The following is an 18,304-nucleotide window of genomic DNA, read 5'->3' on the forward strand; positions in this document are numbered from 1 at the left end:
AGTTCAACGACGAAGCGTGGAAAACAGAAAAGAAACCCACGCCCCCGCGAGAAAACTCCCCGCTCATCAAAGAATGATGCGACGGAAATCGCCGAGCAACGCACCGAGATACGCATTGAACCGCGCGGCTTCCGCGCCATCGATCACGCGATGGTCATACGACAGCGACAGCGGCAGCATCAGACGCGGCACGAACTGCTTGCCGTCCCACACCGGCTTCGTCTGGCCGCGCGACAACCCGAGGATCGCCACTTCCGGCGCGTTGATGATCGGCGTGAAGTTCGTGCCGCCGATCCCGCCGAGCGACGAGATCGAGAAGCAGCCGCCCTGCATCTGGTCCGGCTTCAGCTTGCCTTCGCGCGCGGCCTTCGACAGGTCGCTCATTTCCTTCGCGATGTCGACGAGCCCCTTCTTGTCCGCATCGCGGATCACCGGCACGACGAGGCCGTTCGGCGTATCGGCAGCGAAACCGACGTGGAAGTACTGCTTGAACACGAGGTTGTCGCCGTCGAGGCTCGCGTTGAAGGTCGGGAACTTCTTCAGCGCCGCGACAACCGCCTTGATCACGAACGCGAGCATCGTGAACTTCACGCCCGCCTTCTCGTGCTCCTTGTTCAACTGGACGCGCAGCGCCTCGAGATCGGTGATGTCCGCTTCGTCGTTGTTCGTGACGTGCGGGATCATCACCCAGTTGCGATGCAGGTTCGCGCCCGAGATCTTCTTGATGCGCGACAGCGGTTTCGCCTCGAACGGGCCGAACTTCGAGAAGTCGACCTTCGGCCACGGCAGCAGGTTCAGCTCGCCGCCGCCTGCCGGTGCGGCCGCTGCCGCGCCCGGTGCTGCGCGCTGGCCGGTCATCACACCCTTCACGAAGCCCGTGACGTCTTCCTTCGTGATGCGGCCCTTCGGACCCGAACCCTGCACGCGTGCGACTTCGACGCCGAGTTCGCGCGCGAACTTGCGCACCGACGGCGATGCGTGGCTGGCGCGGTATTCGCCCGACGGCGCTGCGGCCGGTGCGGCGGCGGCAACCGGTGCCGGTGCTGCCTTCGCGGGTGCGGCGGCGGGCGCCGGAGCCGGCGCGGCGGCGGCCGGAGCCGGTGCGCTCGCCTGCGGTGCGGCAGCCGGCGCGCCTGCGGCTTCGAGCAGCACGATCAGCGTGCCTTCCGACACCGAATCGCCCACCTTCACCTTGATGTCCTTCACGACGCCGGCGGCCGGGCTCGGCACGTCCATCGTCGCCTTGTCCGATTCGAGCGTGACGAGCGACTGCTCCTTCTCGACCGTATCGCCGACCTTCACGCCGATCTCGATCACCGGGACGTCCTTGTAGTCGCCGATGTCGGGCACCTTCACTTCGAGCGTGCCGCCGGCCGTTGCCGGTGCGGCCGGTGCCGGCGCTGCCGCCGGAGCCGGGGCTGCTGCCGGCGCTGCCGCGCCGTTCGGCTGTGCGGCTGCGCCGCCGTCGAGCAGGATGATCAGCGTGCCTTCCGACACGGAATCGCCCACCTTCACCTTCACTTCCTTGACCGTGCCCGCAACCGGGCTCGGGACGTCCATCGTCGCCTTGTCGGACTCGAGCGTGACGAGCGACTGCTCGGGCTCGACCGTATCGCCCGCCTTCACGAGCACTTCGATGACGGGCACGTCCTTGTAATCGCCGATATCCGGCACCTTCACTTCGATCGCTTGACTCATCTGTTTCTGTCTCCATGGCCGCGCGCGCTCCTCCCGGAAGCGGCGCGCGGCATCACACGGCGTGTGCGTTAAACGGTCATCGGGTTGGGCTTGGACGGATCGAGGTTGTACTTGGCGATCGCGTCCGCGACCACCTTGCGCTCGATCGTGCCTTCGTCGGCCAGCGCGTTGAGCGCGGCGACGGTGACCCAGTGACGGTCGACCTCGAAGAAGTGGCGCAGGTTCTCGCGCGTGTCCGAACGACCATAGCCGTCGGTGCCCAGCACGACGAAGCGGCGATCGATCTGGCCGCGGATCTGGTCGACCAGCGCACGAACGTAGTCGGTCGATGCGATGACCGGGCCCTGCGTGTCCTTCAGGCACTTCTGCACGTGCGACAGGCGACGCTCCTCGGTCGGATGGAGCAGGTTCCAGCGCTCGATTTCGTGGCCTTCGCGCGCGAGCTCGGTGAAGCTCGGCACGCTCCACAGGTCGGCGGCGACGCCCCAGTCGTTCTTCAACAGGTCGGCGGCAGCGATCACTTCGTTGAAGATCGTGCCCGCGCCGAGCAGCTGGACGCGCGGCGCCTTCTTGTCGGCGTCGGCCTTCCTGAACGCGTACATGCCCTTGATGATGTCGGCCGCCACTTGCTCGCCCTGCGGGATCGCCGGGTGCTCGTAGTTCTCGTTCATCACCGTGATGTAGTAGTACACGTCTTCCTGGTCCTGCACCATGCGGCGCAGGCCGTCCTGGATGATCACAGCCAGTTCATAACCGAAGGTCGGGTCGTAGCTCACGCAGTTCGGCACCGATGCCGCCCACAGGAGCGAGTGGCCGTCTTCGTGCTGCAGGCCTTCGCCGTTCAGCGTCGTGCGGCCCGCGGTACCGCCGAGCAGGAACCCGCGCGAACGCATGTCGCCCGCGGCCCATGCGAGGTCGCCGATCCGCTGGAAGCCGAACATCGAGTAGAAGATGTAGAACGGCACCATGATCTCGCCGTGCGTCGAGTACGACGTCGCCGCCGCGATCCAGTCGCACATGCCGCCCGCTTCGTTGATGCCTTCCTGCAGGATCTGGCCGGTTTCCGATTCCTTGTAGAACATCAGCTGGTCGGAATCTTCCGGCACGTACTTCTGGCCCTGCTGGTTCCAGATGCCGATCTGGCGGAACAGGCCTTCCATGCCGAACGTGCGCGACTCGTCCGGGACGATCGGCACGACGCGCTTGCCGAGCGCCTTGTCCTTCAGCAGGATGTTCAGGATCCGCACGAACGCCATCGTCGTCGAGATCTCGCGGCCTTCGCCCGTGCCCTTCAGCAGCGGCTCGAACGCGTCGAGCGCCGGCACCGGCAGCGAGGTCGCCTTCTCGCGACGCTGCGGCAGGTAGCCGCCGAGATCCATGCGCTGCTTGCGCATGTATTCGAGTTCCTTCGAGCCTTCGTCGAACTTCAGGTACGGCACGTCGGCGATCTGTTCGTCGGTGATCGGCAGGCGGAACTGGTCACGGAACTTCTTCAGTTGCTCGACCGGCAGCTTCTTCTGCTGGTGCGTGATGTTCATCGCCTGGCCCGACTCGCCCATCCCGTAGCCCTTGATGGTCTTCGCGAGGATGACGGTCGGCGCGTCCTTCGTGTTGCTGGCCTCGTGGAACGCCGCGTAGATCTTGTGCGGATCGTGGCCGCCGCGGTTCAGCGCCCAGATGTCGTCGTCCGACCAGTCGGCGACCAGCGCCTTCAGTTCAGGCGTGTTGAAGAAGTGCTCGCGGACGAACGCGCCCGATTCCGACTTGTACGTCTGGTATTCGCCGTCGACGACTTCCATCATGCGGCGCATCAGCGCGCCCGTCTTGTCGCGTGCGAACAGCGCATCCCAGCGGCTGCCCCAGATGACCTTGATCACGTTCCAGCCGGCGCCGCGGAATTCCGATTCCAGTTCCTGGATGATCTTGCCGTTGCCGCGCACCGGGCCGTCGAGACGCTGCAGGTTGCAGTTGATCACGAACACGAGGTTGTCGAGCTTCTCGCGGCTCGCCATCCCGATCGCGCCGAGCGATTCCGGTTCGTCCGTCTCGCCGTCGCCGAGGAACGCCCACACCTTGCGGCCCTGCGTCTTCGCGATGCCGCGCGCTTCGATGTACTTCATGAAGCGCGCCTGGTAGATCGCCATGATCGGGCCCAGGCCCATCGACACGGTCGGGAACTGCCAGAAGTCCGGCATCAGCCACGGGTGCGGATACGACGAGATGCCGTTGCCGCCGACTTCCTGGCGGAAGTTGTCGAGCTGGTTCTCGGTCAGGCGGCCGAGCAGGAACGCGCGCGAGTACACGCCCGGCGACGAGTGGCCCTGCACGAACACGAGATCGCCGCCGTGGTTCTCGGACGGCGCGTGCCAGAAGTGGTTGTAGCCGACGTCATAGAGCGTCGCGGCCGATGCGAACGATGCGATGTGGCCGCCGACGTTCGTGTCCTTGCCCGCGCGCAGCACCATCGCCAGCGCGTTCCAGCGCGTGTACGAACGGATGCGGTGCTCGAGGTCCTGGTCGCCCGGGATCTTCGCCTGGGCTTCGACCGGGATCGTGTTGATGTACGGGGTATTCGCGGAGAACGGCAGGTGTTCGCCGTGCATGCGCGCGAACTCGATCTGCTTTTCGATCAGGTAGTGCGCGCGGCCGGTGCCCACGGAGGAGATCACGCCATCGAGCGACTCCAGCCACTCGACGGTTTCTTGCGGGTCGTCGTCACGTTCGGCGGCGACATATTTCATCACTTCGTTCGGTACAGCGGACATTCTCGTCTCCTGGGTCCTGGAATGTGAGGATCGCTCTCGTGCAGACGACGCGACGCGACCGGCTGCGGGCAAGCTCCAGCGGATTGTAATGAGCGTGCGCGGGCCTGCGCAACAAAATTTTCGAATTGTGAGATCTTTTCTCGCAATGCGGAATATTGCTGCGCTGCACCCTTGTTTCGGGGCTCTGCGGCGCGTCCCGGCAGCATAAATCCGTTTCCGTTCAACATATGCGGTACAGGTTTTCCATGTATTGCGCTGCGCTACAATCCTGCCATGTTGACCGATCGGCTTTTCGCACGCTCGGCGCGACCGTCGGGCCCGCCGGCGGAGTCGCAGCCGTCCCGTTGGCACCACGGACCGTGGTGGTCCAATTCCTATTTGCTGACGCCGCTGCTGTCGATCCTGGTGTTCCTGGTGGTGATGAGCCTCATCCTGTGGAGCCTCAATCGCCGCGAACAGCAGCAACAGGAAGACACCCTCTTCCGTAACGTCGCGTGGGCGCAGCAGCAGATCCGCCTGTCGATGACGGGCGCGCAGGAACAGCTGCAGGCGCTGTCGCGCGATCTCGCGTCGGGCCGCCTCGACCAGAACGCGTTCCAGATGGCCGTCGCGGACGTGATGCAGACGCATCCGGAAATCCTCTACCTGAACTGGTACACCGCGCCCGGCGTGCAGCGCTGGCCGACCGTGCATCCGCCGCTGCTCGGCCAGCGGCTCGCGAAGCCCGGCGACGCGCAGATGCAGGACGCCGTGCGCGGCGCGTACGACGAAGCGCGCAGCACGCGCCGCCAGGCCTATTCGCCGCTGATCTACGACGACTTCGGCAACGGCTTCATCACGCTGCAGACGCCCGTGATGCGCGGCGACCGCGAGTATCTCGGCTCGATCGCCGCGGTGTTCTCGGTCGAAGGGATCCTGAAACACGACATCCCGCAAGAGCTGTCGTCGAAGTACAAGATCTCGATCACCGACGCGAACAACCGCGAGCTGTCGTCCACGTCGACGCGTCCGCGCCTGCCGCGCGACTCGCACTACGACCTGCCGCTCGATCCGCCCGGCCAGGGGCTGACCGTGCGCGTGTACGCGTTCCCGCAGCTCACGAACCTGACCAACAACACGCTCGTGTGGCTCGTCGCGGGGCTGTCGTGCTTCGTGCTGTGGAGCCTCTGGAGCCTGTGGAAGCACACGCGCCAGCGCTTCGAGGCGCAGCAGGCGCTGTACGCGGAAGCGTTCTTCCGCCGCGCGATGGAGAACTCGGTGCTGATCGGCATGCGCGTGCTCGACATGCACGGCCGCATCACGCACGTGAACCCGGCGTTCTGCCGGATGACCGGCTGGGACGAGAGCGACCTCGTCGGCAAGGTCGCGCCGTTCCCGTACTGGCCGCGCGACGCCTACCCGGAAATGCAGCGCCAGCTCGACATGACGCTGCGCGGCAAGGCGCCGAGCTCGGGCTTCGAGCTGCGCGTGCGGCGCAAGAACGGCACGCTGTTCCATGCGCGCCTGTACGTATCGCCGCTGATCGACAGCTCTGGCCGCCAGACCGGCTGGATGTCGTCGATGACCGACATCACCGAGCCGAAGCGCGCGCGCGAGGAACTCGCGGCCGCGCACGAGCGCTTCACGACGGTGCTCGAAAGCCTCGACGCCGCGGTGTCGGTGCTGGCCGCCGACGAGGCCGAGCTGCTGTTCGCGAACCGCTACTACCGCCACCTGTTCGGCATCCGCCCGGACGGCCATCTCGAGCTGTCGGGCGGCGGCTTCGACCGCGCGCAGGCATCGTCCGACTCGATCGACATGGTCGACGCGTTCGCGGGCCTGCCGGCCGCCGCGCTGACGAGCAGCACCGCCGATGCGCAGGAGGTGTACGTCGAGAGCATCCAGAAGTGGTTCGAGGTGCGCCGCCAGTACATCCAGTGGGTGGACGGCCACCTCGCGCAGATGCAGATCGCGACCGACATCACGACCCGCAAGAAGGCGCAGGAACTCGCGCACCAGCAGGAAGAGAAGCTGCAGTTCACGAGCCGATTGATGACGATGGGTGAAATGGCGTCGTCGATTGCTCACGAATTGAATCAGCCGCTCGCCGCGATCAACAACTACTGCTCCGGCACGCTCGCGCTCGTCAAGAGCGGCCGCGGCACGCCCGAGACGCTGCAGCCCGCGCTGGAAAAGACCGCGCAGCAGGCGCTGCGCGCGGGGATGATCGTCAAGCGGATCCGCGAATTCGTGAAGCGCAGCGAGCCGAAGCGCCAGCCGGCGCGCGTCGCGGACATCGTCGCCGACGCGGTCGGGCTCGCCGAAATCGAGGCCAGGAAGCGCAGGATCCGGATCGTCACGGAAATCCTCGCAAGAATGCCTATTATTTATGTCGACCCCGTGCTGATCGAGCAGGTGCTGATGAACCTGATGAAGAACGCGGCCGAGGCGATGGCCGACGTGAAGCCGGCGTCGGCGGACGGCGTGATCCGCGTCGTCGCCGACATCGATGCGGGATTCGTCGACATCCGCGTGATCGACCAGGGTCCGGGCGTCGACGAAGCAACCGCCGAACGCCTGTTCGAACCGTTTTACAGCACCAAGTCCGATGGCATGGGCATGGGGCTGAACATCTGCCGTTCGATCATCGAATCGCATCGGGGGCGTCTGTGGGTGGTCAACAACGTCGAGCCGGATGGCCGCATTTCCGGCGCGACGTTCCACTGCAGCCTGCCCATTGGGGAACCCGCTGATCTCGGCCAAGGGGGGCGCGAGGCATCGGCATCACATACCGTAACGGGAGAACTATGAATAGCCCTGTCACCACCACTCAGGAAACCGTCTTTGTCGTTGACGACGACGAGGCCGTACGGGACTCGCTGCGCTGGCTGCTGGAGGCGAACGGCTATCGCGTGCAATGCTTCTCGAGCGCCGAGCAATTCCTCGATGCGTACCAGCCTGCGCAACAGGCCGGACAGATCGCGTGCCTGATCCTCGACGTGCGGATGTCGGGCATGAGCGGTCTCGAACTGCAGGAACGCCTGATCGCCGACAACGCCGCACTGCCGATCATCTTCGTCACGGGTCACGGCGACGTGCCGATGGCCGTGTCGACGATGAAAAAGGGTGCGATGGACTTTATCGAGAAACCGTTCGACGAAGCCGAGCTGCGCAAGCTCGTCGAGCGGATGCTCGACAAGGCCCGAAGCGAGAGCAAGAGCGTCCAGGAACAGCGTGCCGCGAGCGAACGCCTGTCGAAGCTGACCGCGCGCGAGCAGCAGGTGCTCGAACGGATCATCGCGGGCCGCCTGAACAAGCAGATCGCCGACGACCTCGGCATCAGCATCAAGACGGTCGAAGCGCACCGCGCGAACATCATGGAAAAGCTCAACGTCAACACGGTGGCCGACCTGCTGCGCCTCGCGCTGTCGAAGAAACAGGCCTGAGCGTTCGCTGGCCGCGGCGGCACTGCCCGCCCGGCCCGGCCGCCCCGCGCGATGCGGCCCACTCGCGCGGCGGCGGCCTCTCCTCCCGGCGCGCGAGCGCCGCGGTCATGACGCTTCCTGCTGATTCGCTGTCGGACGGCAGCAGGCGAACGGTATAATTGCGTGCTTTGCTGCGGCGCTTCAGGTGCCGTACGCCCGCATTCCAACTTCCCGGCAGGACCCACCAACCATGACAGCCCTCCTCATCGACGGCAACGCCCTTTCGAAGACCCTGCGCGCGCAGGCCGCCGAACGCGCCGCCGCCCTGACCGCACGCGGCCACCAGCCCGGTCTCGCGGTGATCCTCGTCGGCGAAAACCCGGCGAGCGAAGTCTACGTGCGCAACAAGATCAAGGCGTGCGTGGACAACGGTTTCTTCTCGCAGAAGGATACGTACCCGGCCACGCTGTCGGAAGCCGACCTGCTCGCGCGCATCGACGAACTGAACCGTGACCCGAAGATCCACGGCATCCTCGTCCAGTTGCCGCTGCCCGCGCACATCGACAGCCACAAGGTGATCGAGGCGATCGCACCGGAGAAGGACGTCGACGGCTTTCACGTCGCGAACGCCGGCGCGCTGATGACCGGCAAGCCGCTGTTCCGCCCGTGCACGCCGTACGGCGTGATGAAGATGTTCGCCGCGCATGACATCGCGCTGCAGGGCGCGAACGCGGTCGTGATCGGCCGCTCGAACATCGTCGGCAAGCCGATGGCGATGCTGCTGCTCGAAGCCGGCGCGACCGTGACGATCTGCCACAGCAAGACGCGCGACCTCGCCGCGCACACGCGGCAGGCCGACATCGTGGTCGCCGCGGTCGGCAAGCGCAACATCCTGACGGCCGACATGGTGAAACCCGGCGCGACGGTGATCGATGTCGGCATGAACCGTGACGACGCAGGCAAGCTGTGCGGCGACGTCGATTTCGCGGGCGTGAAGGAAGTCGCCGGCCACATCACGCCGGTGCCGGGCGGCGTCGGTCCGATGACCATCACGATGCTGCTGATCAACACGATCGAAGCCGCCGAGCGCGCCGCCGCCGCGGCCGCCTGACCCCTGCCCGTTCAGCCGGCGCGCGGTTCCGTGCGCCGGCGTCCCGCCAGCCGCATCGCGCCGGCTGCACCACGCCGGCCGCGCGTTGCCCGACGACTTTCCGCCCCGCCTCCGACCCTGCGTCAATCGCGCCGTTAGAAACTAACGATTGGAAAGCGCACGATGCGCCCCAATAATGTCGGTATCGGGCGCCATCGCGCCCAGCCGCCGTTACCCTTTTCATCCCGGTTCATCCGGCAACAGACAGGGAGTCTTATGTCCGCCAGCGCCAACACCAATCCGCTCCTCGACTTCACCGGCCTGCCCCGCTTCGGCGAAATCCGCCCGGAACACGTGACGCCCGCGCTCGATACGCTGCTCGACGCAGCCGGTCGCGCGGTCGACGCCGCGAGCGCGCCCGCGACGCCGGCGACCTGGGCCGCCGTCGTCGAGACGGTCGAGCAGGCGACGGAGCCGCTCGGCCGTGCGTGGGGCGTCGTCGGCCACCTGAACGCGGTCGCCGATACGCCTGAACTGCGGGCCGCATACGGCGAGAACCTGCCGCGCGTGACCGAGTTCTGGTCGAGCGTCGGCCAGAATCTCGCGCTGTACGAGAAGTACAAGGCGATCGCCGCGAGCGCCGAATACGCGACGCTGTCCGCCGAACGAAAGAAGATCCTCGACAACGCACTGCGCGATTTCCGCCTGTCGGGCGCCGAGCTGCCCGAGGACCGGAAGCCGCGCTTCGCGGAACTGCAGGAACAGCAGGCCGCGCTGTCGAAGGCGTTCTCCGACCACGTGCTCGACGCGACCAACGCGTACGCGTACTTCGTGCAGGACGAGGCCGACCTGGCCGGCCTGCCCGGCGACGCGATCGAGGCCGCCCGCGAAGCCGCGCAGAAGGACGGCAAGGACGGCTGGAAATTCACGCTGCACTTCCCGTCGTACTTCCCGGTGCTGCAGTACGCGAACAACCGCGCGCTGCGCGAGACGCTCTATCGCGCGTATGCGACGCGCGCGTCGGAACTGGGGCCGCAGTACGGCGACGGCAAGGCCGAGTGGGACAACACGGCAATCGTCGCCGACGAGCTGAAGCTGCGCCGCGAAGAGGCGCAGATGCTCGGTTACCGCAACTTCGCCGAAGTGTCGCTCGCACCGAAGATGGCCGAATCGCCGCAGCAGGTGATCGCGTTCCTCGAGGATCTCGCGACGCGCGCGCGCCCGCACGCGGACAAGGACTGGGACGAGCTGCGCGCGTTCGCGGCGAAGGAACTCGGCCTCGCCGAACTCGCGCCGTGGGACGTCGCGTACGCGGCCGAAAAGCTGCGCGAGCAGCGCTACGCGTTCTCGGAAAACGAGGTCAAGCAGTACTTCCCGGAGCCGGCCGTGCTGAAGGGCCTGTTCACCGTCACCGAGACGCTGTTCGGCGTGCGGATCAAGCCGGACGATGCGCCGGTGTGGCACAAGGACGTGCGCTTCTTCCGCGTCGAGAATCGCGACGGCTCGCTCGTCGCGCAGTTCTATCTCGACCTGTACGCGCGCGAAGGCAAGCGCGGCGGCGCATGGATGGACGACGCGCGTTCGCGCGCGAAGCGCGGCAGCACCGTGCAGACGCCGGTCGCCTACCTGACCTGCAACTTCTCGGCGCCGGTCGGCGGCAAGCCCGCGTGCTTCACGCACGACGAAGTCATCACGCTGTTCCATGAGTTCGGCCACGGGCTGCATCACATGCTCACGCGCGTCGACGAACTCGGCGTGTCCGGCATCAACGGCGTCGAATGGGATGCGGTCGAGCTGCCGTCGCAGTTCATGGAAAACTTCTGCTGGGAATGGGACGTGCTGTCGTCGATGTCGTCGCACGTCGACACGGGCGCCACGCTGCCGCGCGAACTGTTCGACAAGATGATCGCCGCGAAGAATTTCCAGAGCGGGCTCGGCACGCTGCGCCAGATCGTGTTCTCGATGTTCGACATGCTGCTGCACGTCGACTTCGACCCGGCGGGCGCAACCGGCGTGACCGCATTCGCGCGCGAGATCAACGAGCGCTATCACGTGATCCCGCAAGCGGCGTTCTCGCGCTGGCCGAACACGTTCAGCCATATCTTCGCGGGCGGTTATGCGGCCGGCTACTACAGCTACAAGTGGGCCGAGGTGCTGTCGGCCGACGCGTACGCGGCATTCGAGGAAGCGGCGGCCGCGAGCGGCAGCGTGCTCGACGCGGCGACCGGCACGCGCTATCGCCGCGAAATCCTCGAGGTCGGCGGCAGCCGCCCGGCGATGGATTCGTTCAAGGCGTTCCGCGGCCGCGAGCCGGAAATCGATGCGCTGCTGCGCCACAACGGGATGGCCGCGCCCGCGCACTGAGCGCGCCGCCCCGCCCTTCGGGCTGCATCGACAGGCACCGCTGCGGCGGTGCCTTTTTTCATGGTGCGGGCGATTCGTCGTCGAACAACGAGAACTGCCCGTGACGCTCGGCCGTGTCCTCGTCGATGCGCACGCCGACGCCGAGCAGCCGCACGGCCTGCGCGCGCCGCTGCAGCCCCTTCGCGAGCAGCGTGACGGCCGTATCGGCATTCGTCGCGTCGGCCACGCACTCGACCGTCGTGCGCTGGAAATCGGCGAAGCGGATCTTCACGTACAGCTTGCGGATCGACCGCGCGGCGCCGGCGCGCGCGACGCGCGCATCGAGCTGCACGACGAGGCGGCGGATTTCGTCCGCGCATTGCTCGAGCGTCGTCAGGTCGGTCACGTAGGTCGTCTCGACGCTGACCGACTTGCGCTCCTGGTCAGCCTGCACGGGCCGCTCGTCGATCCCGCGCGACAGTTCGTAGAGCCGCCGGCCGAACGCGCCGAATTCGCGGTGCAGGTCGATCAGCGGCCAGTCGCGCAATTGCGCGCAGGTCTGGATGCCGAGCCGGTCGAGCCGCGTGGCCGTCACCTTGCCGACGCCGTGCAGCTTGCGCACCGGCAGCGCCGCGACGAACGCGTCGATCTCGTGCGGCCGCACGACGAACAGGCCGTCGGGCTTGTTCCAGTCGGACGCGATCTTCGCGATGAACTTGTTCGGCGCGACGCCGGCCGACACGGTCACCCCGACCGTGTCGTGCACGCGCTGGCGGATCTCCCGCGCAATCAGCGTCGCGCTGCCCTGGCACCGCTCTGACCCGCTGACGTCGAGGTACGCCTCGTCGAGCGACAGCGGCTCGACGTCGGGCGTGTAGTCGCGATAGATCGCCATGATCTGCCGCGACGCCGCGCGGTACTTGTCCATCGCGGACGGCAGGATCAGCAGGTCCGGACACTTGCGCATCGCCAGCGCCGACGACATCGCCGAATGCACGCCATAGCGCCGCGCCTCGTAGTTGCAGGTCGCGATCACGCCGCGCTGGTCCGGCCGGCCGCCGACCGCGAGCGGCCGGTTGCGCAGCGACGGGTCGTCGCGCATCTCGACCGACGCGTAGAAACAGTCGCAATCGCAATGAATGATCTTGCGCATGCGCGGCAGCACGTCGCCCGGCGGCGGTGCGTGTGGATCGGCAGGCGGAATGGTGGTCGGGTTCACGGTGCCGATACTGTACAAAAACACAGTGCCGGTTTCAACTGTCGCGTGCGGCCACGCCCGGCTGCGCCGTACTGGCCCGCTCCGCACGGATCGTATCGGCCGTGCGCGGAGAGCGGCGCCTATACTCGTCTGCCGCGACACACGAAACGCAAAGGTGACGAATGAAGACGATCGGACTGATCGGCGGAATGAGCTGGGAATCGTCGGCCGAGTACTACCGGATGATCAACCGGCACTCGAAGGCGCTGCATGGCGGGCATCACAACGCGAAGAGCGTGCTGGTGACGGTCGATTTCGCAGAGATCGAAGCGCTGCAGCGCACGCAAGACTGGGCTGCACTCGGCGAACGGATGGCCGGCGCCGCGCGGCAGCTCGAAGCGGCCGGCGCCGATCTCGTCGTGCTGACGACCAATACGATGCACCGCGTGCATGACGCGATCGAAGCCGCGGTGACGCTGCCGTTCCTGCACATCGCCGATCCGACCGGCACCGCGCTGCGCGACGCGGGTGTCGAGCGCGTCGCGCTGCTCGGCACACGCTACACGATGGAGTTGCCGTTCTATGCGGAGCGGCTGCGCGGGAAGTTCGGGATGGACGTGCTGGTACCGGACCAACGCGGGCGCGACGACGTGCACCGGATCATCTACGACGAGCTGTGTCACGGCGTCATCTCGCCCGAATCGCGCGCGACGTACGTGACGATCATCGAAGGACTGGCAAAGCGCGGCGCGCAGGCCGTGATCCTCGGCTGTACGGAAATCACACTGCTGATCGGCACGGACGACTCGCCGCTGCCGGTATTCGACACGACCGCGCTGCATGCGAAGGCGGCCGTGGAATGGGCTGCGCGATAGCGACACGAACGACGCGCGCAGAAAACAAAAAACCCGGCACGAGGCCGGGTTCCTGTCGACGAAGCACGCATCGGTCATATGCGCTGCACATCGTCTGGTGTGCTTGGTTGCGGGGGTAGGATTTGAACCTACGACCTTCGGGTTATGAGCCCGACGAGCTGCCAGACTGCTCCACCCCGCGTCAGAGAAATAAATTATAGGGTGAGGGAGTACTTACGTCAACACTTTTGTCAGAATTTCTTTTTCCCTCCCCGATGCAGCGATGCGCGACGCCTTCGCCGCGTCGCGCATCGCACGCGTTCGCGCCGCGTGCTCGCGGTAAGATGGCGGCCTTCGCATTCACGCCGCACGCACACTCCCGTTCATGAAAATCGCCACCTGGAACGTCAACTCGCTCAACGTCCGCAAGCAGCACGTACTCGACTGGCTCGCGCAAAGCGGCACCGACGTGCTGTGCCTGCAGGAACTGAAGCTGCCGGACGAGAAATTCCCGCGCGCCGATCTCGAAGCGGCCGGCTACCGCAGCTGGTTCACGGGCCAGAAGACCTACAACGGCGTCGCGATCCTCGCACGCGATACGCTGTCCGTCGACGAAGCGGACGTCGTGCGCAACATCCCCGGCTTCGACGATCCGCAGCAGCGCGTGGTCGCCGCGACGGTCGACGGCGTGCGCATCGTGTCCGCCTATTTCCCGAACGGCCAGGCGCCCGACTCTGACAAGTTCGTCTACAAGATGCAGTGGCTCGACGCGCTGCACGCATGGCTGAGCACGGAACTGCAGCGCTACCCGAAGCTCGCGCTGCTCGGCGACTACAACATCGCGCCGGAAGACCGCGACGTGCACGATCCCGCGAAATGGGAAGGCCAGAACCTCGTGTCGCCGCAGGAGCGCGCGCATTTCGCGAAGCTGATCGAGCTCGGCTTCGTCGATGCGTTCCGCCGCTTCGAACAACCCGAGAAGACCTTCACTTGGTGGGACTACCGGATGATGGCGTTCCGCCGCAACGCGGGGCTGCGCATCGACCACATCCTGCTGTCGCCGGCGCTCGCCGCCACCTGCGCGTCGTGCGAGGTCGACCGCACGCCGCGCACGTGGGAACAGCCGTCCGACCACACGCCCGTCGTCGCGGTCGTCGGCTGATCGCGCAGCCCGCGCGCGTTCAGCGCCGCGCGGGCGCCGGCCCGAGATGGGCCCACAGGAACCCGAATTCGGCTGCGTCGGATTCGGCGCGTTCCAGATCGTCGGCGCTGCCGTGGCCGCCGTCGGTGTTCTCCCAGTACCACACCCGTTCGTGACCGAGCGCATGCATGCGCGCGGCCATCTTGCGCGCATGCGCGGGATGCACGCGATCGTCGCGCGTCGACGTCGTCAACAGCAGCGGCGGATACGCGACGCCTTCGCGCACGCGGTGATACGGCGAATATGCAGCCAGCGCCGCGCCCTCGCGCGGATCGTCCGGGTCGCCGTATTCGTCGAGCCACGCGGCGCCCGCGTGCAGCTTCGGATAGCGGCGCATGTCGAGCAGCGGCACGCGGCACAGCACCGCGCCGAACAGCTCCGGCCGCTGCGCCATGCACGCGGCAACCAGCAGCCCGCCGTTGCTGCCGCCCTCGATCCCGAGCTGCGCGGCGCTCGTCACGCCGGTCGCAACCAGATCCTCGGCCACCGCGATGAAGTCGTCGAACGAGCGCTGCCGGTGTTCGCGCTGCGCGTCGACGTGCCAGCGCGGCCCGAACTCGCCGCCGCCGCGGATGTGCGCGAACGCCATGACGCCGCCGCGTTCGAGCCACCCAATGCCGAACGCGTCGCTGTAGCCCGGCAGGTTCGGGATCGCAAAGCCGCCGTAGCCCGACAGCAGACACGGCCGCGCAACGCGCGCGGCGCCGTCGGGCGCATCGAGTGCGTCAAGCGCATCGCGCGGCCCGATCAGCGTGTACGGCACCACCGTGCCGTCGCGCGAGCACGCGCTGGCACGACGCACGACGAGCCCGGCCGCATCGAACTGCACCGGCGGCCGGTCGAGCAGCACGCGGCGCGACGGCGCATCGGCCGCGCGATCGGCAAGGTCGGCCAGCCAGCATTCGGGCGGATCGAGATAGGTGTCGACGTCCACGTAGACTTCGTCGTTCAACGTCGACTCGACGGGCTCGACGTCGATCTGCGCGTCGCCCGGCCAGTCGAACGGCTGCGCGTCCCACGTCCACGTGCCGTCGTCGGCCTGCCGCGGCTGCCACAGCATCGTGCGGTTGTGCACGTCGTCGAGCCAGCTCGCGATCAGCATCGTTCGCGTGTTCGTCCACGTGCAGGCGGACGTCGACGGTTGCGGCGCGAACAGCGTCGTGAGTTCGCGCGCCCCGGCCAGGAACGCCTGCTCTCGGATCGCGAGCAGCGAGCCGCCCGCATGGCGCACGCCATCGCAATCCCAGTCGAGGCGCGGCTCCAGCACGAGCCAGCCTTCCCAGAACCCGACCTCGACATGCGTCGGCACGTCGTAGCGCGCCCACTCGCCCGCGTCCGTCAGCCGGTACGCATGCGCATCGAAGAAATCGACGCTGCGCCACGCGACGTGGCGGTTGTCGATCGGATCGAACCCCGCGCCCGCGCTGATGTCGTCGGGTTCGCCGCGAAATACGACGGGCGCGTCGGCGAGCGGCGTACCGCGCACCCAGCGCCGCGCTTCATACGGATAGCCGGCCGCGGTCGCGTGCGCTTCGCCGCGATCCCAGCTCACATAGACGGTATCGCGGTCGATCCAGCCGACCGTGTGATGCCCCGGCTCGTCGATCGTGAAACCGCCGTCGACGAAACGGCGTTCGACGAGATCGAACTCGCGCACGACGACCGCGTCGGCGCCGCCCGGCGACAGCGACAGCAGCGCGCGATCGCCGTCCGGATAGAGGATCGCGTCCTGCTCGAACACCCACGACTCGCCCTCCTCGGCACCGAGCGCGTCGACGTCGAGCAGCGTTTCCCACGCCGGCTGGCCGGCACGCCAGTCGTCCCAGCGCGTGCGGCGCCACAGCCCCTTCGGATGGAGGTCGTCCTGCCACAGGTCGTAGGCCCAGTCGCGCCAGCGGGTCGGAATCACCGGACGTTCGCGCGGCAGATACGCTTTGGCAAGACGTGCCGTGAGCGCGCGATACGCGTCGTCGTCGCGCAGCGCGGCGCGCGTGCGCGCATTCTGCTCGTCGACCCACGTGCGGGCGCGCTTGCTGTCGAGTGCTTCGAGGAAACGGAACGGGTCGGCCCCGGCGGGCCAGCGGAAGGAATCGGACATTGCGGATCGGCGGATTGGGAAACGTCGGGCAAACCGCGATTATGTCCGATCGCGGCATGCGCGATGCCCGCGCATGCCGCAAATCGTGCTCAGGGCTCCAGATGGAGTTCCTGGATCTTGCGCGTGATCGTGTTGCGGCCAATGCCGAGCCGCTCCGCGGCCTCGACCTTGCGGCCGCGCGTGAAGTCGAGCGCCTCGCGAATCACGGCCGCTTCGAAGCGGCGCGCGAGCTCGTCCATCACGTCGGCCGAGTTCTCGCGCAACAGCCGCGCGACTTCGGTGCGCAGCCCGTGCTCCCACAGCGGATAGCCGGCCGGCGCACCGCCGTTCGGCGCGGCCGCGACAGGCGCGGACGCCATCGGTGCCGCACCGATCGCCGGTTGCGCGAACGCCGCATCGCCGCCGCTGCCGTGTCCATCCGCACCGTCGCCCGTCGCGACCACCGGCGCACCGGCCGGCACGAGGTCGGGCGGCAGGTCCTTGATCTCGACCGTCTGCGCGGGCGCCATCACGGTCAGCCAGTTCGCGAGGTTCTCGAGCTGCCGCACGTTGCCGGGAAACGCCAGAGACGTCAGGTACGCCAGCGCATCGTCGGACACGCGCTTCGGCTCGACGCCGAGATCGCGTGCGCTCTTCTGCAGGAAGTGGCGCGTGAGCAGCGCGATGTCCTCGCTGCGTTCGCGCAGCGGCGGCAGGCGCAGCCGGATCACGTTGAGCCGGTGGTAAAGATCCTCGCGGAACAGCCCCTGCCGCACGCGCGATTCGAGATTCTGGTGCGTCGCGGCGATCACGCGCACGTTCGCGCGCAGCGGGTTGTGCCCGCCGACCCGATAGAACTGCCCGTCCGACAGCACGCGCAGCAGGCGCGTCTGCAGGTCGAACGGCATGTCGCCGATTTCGTCGAGGAACAGCGTGCCGTTCTCGGCCTGCTCGAAGCGGCCCTGCCGCGTCGTCTGCGCGCCGGTGAACGCGCCGCGCTCATGGCCGAACAGCTCGGATTCGAGCAGGTCCTTCGGAATCGCCGCGGTGTTCAGCGCGATGAACGGCCCGTTCGCACGCGGGCTGTGACGGTGCAGCGCACGCGCGACGAGCTCCTTGCCGGTGCCCGACTCGCCCGTGATCAGCACGGTCGCCGCCGAATGCGACAGGCGGCCGATCGCGCGGAACATGTCCTGCATCGCGGGCGCCTGGCCGAGCATCTCGGGCGCCTCGGCCACGCGCTCGTCCTGCGGCGCGCCGCCGCGCAGGCTTTCCTCGACCGCGCGGCGGATCAGCTCGACCGCCTTGTCGACGTCGAACGGCTTCGCGAGATATTCGAACGCGCCGCCCTGGAACGCCGCGACGGCGCTGTCGAGATCGGAGAACGCGGTCATGATGATGACGGGCAGGCCCGGCAGCCGCTCGTGCATCGCCTGCAGCAACTCGAGGCCCGAGCCGCCCGGCATCCGGATGTCGGACACGAGCACCTGCGGCGTCTCGTGGTCGAGCGCGGCCAGCGCATCGCGCACGTTCGCGAAGCTCTTCGTCGCGAAGCTGTCCCGGGCGAGTGCCTTTTCAAGCACCCAGCGGATCGATTGGTCGTCGTCTACTATCCAGATCGGCTTCATAGGTCGGTCAGGTATGGGTGAATCCGGTGAATCGTGCTGTTACCGC

11 protein-coding genes and 1 tRNA gene are annotated in these 18,304 nt (G+C 67.2%); 6 read left to right on the plus strand and 6 right to left on the minus strand.

Going from position 1 to position 18,304, the window contains the following annotated elements:
- Window positions 1-66 precede the first annotated feature (66 nt).
- Together aceF and aceE are read right to left on the minus strand one after the other, a co-directional pair.
- Window positions 67-1,698, minus strand: coding sequence for a dihydrolipoyllysine-residue acetyltransferase (gene aceF, locus ABD05_RS00595; protein ID WP_047898500.1), 1,632 nt, complete (start codon window positions 1,696-1,698; stop codon window positions 67-69).
- 68 nt (window positions 1,699-1,766) lie between these two features.
- Window positions 1,767-4,463: a pyruvate dehydrogenase (acetyl-transferring), homodimeric type gene (gene aceE, locus ABD05_RS00600; protein ID WP_047898501.1), complete on the minus strand. Its 2,697-nt coding sequence runs from the start codon at window positions 4,461-4,463 to the stop codon at window positions 1,767-1,769.
- A gap of 273 nt (window positions 4,464-4,736) precedes the next feature.
- On the opposite strand from aceE, the gene fixL reads away from it, so the two are divergent.
- From fixL to ABD05_RS00620, 4 genes are all read left to right on the plus strand, one after another.
- A complete protein-coding gene (gene fixL / locus ABD05_RS00605; RefSeq protein ID WP_047898502.1) occupies window positions 4,737-7,253 on the plus strand; it encodes an oxygen sensor histidine kinase FixL in 2,517 nt (838 codons plus the stop codon).
- The gene (fixJ, locus tag ABD05_RS00610; protein WP_006493245.1) at window positions 7,250-7,888 is read left to right on the plus strand and encodes an oxygen response regulator transcription factor FixJ; all 639 of its coding nucleotides are present in this window, start codon (window positions 7,250-7,252) and stop codon (window positions 7,886-7,888) included. Before fixL ends, fixJ begins: the two co-directional genes overlap by 4 nt.
- Before the next feature lie 229 nt (window positions 7,889-8,117).
- The gene (gene folD, locus ABD05_RS00615) at window positions 8,118-8,978 is read left to right on the plus strand and encodes a bifunctional methylenetetrahydrofolate dehydrogenase/methenyltetrahydrofolate cyclohydrolase FolD (RefSeq protein ID WP_047898503.1); all 861 of its coding nucleotides are present in this window, start codon (window positions 8,118-8,120) and stop codon (window positions 8,976-8,978) included.
- Between the two features lie 255 nt (window positions 8,979-9,233).
- The gene (locus tag ABD05_RS00620) at window positions 9,234-11,321 is read left to right on the plus strand and encodes a M3 family metallopeptidase (protein ID WP_047898504.1); all 2,088 of its coding nucleotides are present in this window, start codon (window positions 9,234-9,236) and stop codon (window positions 11,319-11,321) included.
- Window positions 11,322-11,379: 58 nt separating this feature from the next.
- Here the strand turns inward: ABD05_RS00620 and dinB are convergent, their stop codons facing one another.
- Entirely contained in the window at window positions 11,380-12,543 is a 1,164-nt protein-coding gene (gene dinB, locus ABD05_RS00625; protein ID WP_047898505.1) for a DNA polymerase IV, read from the minus strand.
- Window positions 12,544-12,680: 137 nt separating this feature from the next.
- On the opposite strand from dinB, the gene ABD05_RS00630 reads away from it, so the two are divergent.
- The gene (locus ABD05_RS00630; protein ID WP_047898506.1) at window positions 12,681-13,373 is read left to right on the plus strand and encodes an aspartate/glutamate racemase family protein; all 693 of its coding nucleotides are present in this window, start codon (window positions 12,681-12,683) and stop codon (window positions 13,371-13,373) included.
- Between the two features lie 104 nt (window positions 13,374-13,477).
- On the opposite strand, the gene ABD05_RS00635 is transcribed toward ABD05_RS00630, so the two are convergent.
- A tRNA-Met gene (locus tag ABD05_RS00635) sits at window positions 13,478-13,554 on the minus strand.
- Between the two features lie 183 nt (window positions 13,555-13,737).
- Here ABD05_RS00635 and xth point away from each other — a divergent pair.
- On the plus strand, window positions 13,738-14,514 hold the full coding sequence (gene xth / locus ABD05_RS00640; protein WP_047898507.1) for an exodeoxyribonuclease III: 777 nt from the start codon (window positions 13,738-13,740) through the stop codon (window positions 14,512-14,514).
- 19 nt (window positions 14,515-14,533) lie between these two features.
- Here the strand turns inward: xth and ABD05_RS00645 are convergent, their stop codons facing one another.
- Window positions 14,534-16,651, minus strand: coding sequence for a prolyl oligopeptidase family serine peptidase (locus tag ABD05_RS00645; protein ID WP_047898508.1), 2,118 nt, complete (start codon window positions 16,649-16,651; stop codon window positions 14,534-14,536).
- Window positions 16,652-16,740: 89 nt separating this feature from the next.
- Window positions 16,741-18,258 (minus strand): nitrogen regulation protein NR(I), encoded by a 1,518-nt coding sequence (gene ntrC, locus ABD05_RS00650; RefSeq protein WP_047898509.1) that lies wholly within the window; start codon window positions 18,256-18,258, stop codon window positions 16,741-16,743.
- Window positions 18,259-18,304 lie beyond the last annotated feature (46 nt).

Source organism: Burkholderia pyrrocinia, from assembly GCF_001028665.1.
Classification (GTDB): Bacteria; Pseudomonadota; Gammaproteobacteria; order Burkholderiales; family Burkholderiaceae; genus Burkholderia; species Burkholderia pyrrocinia.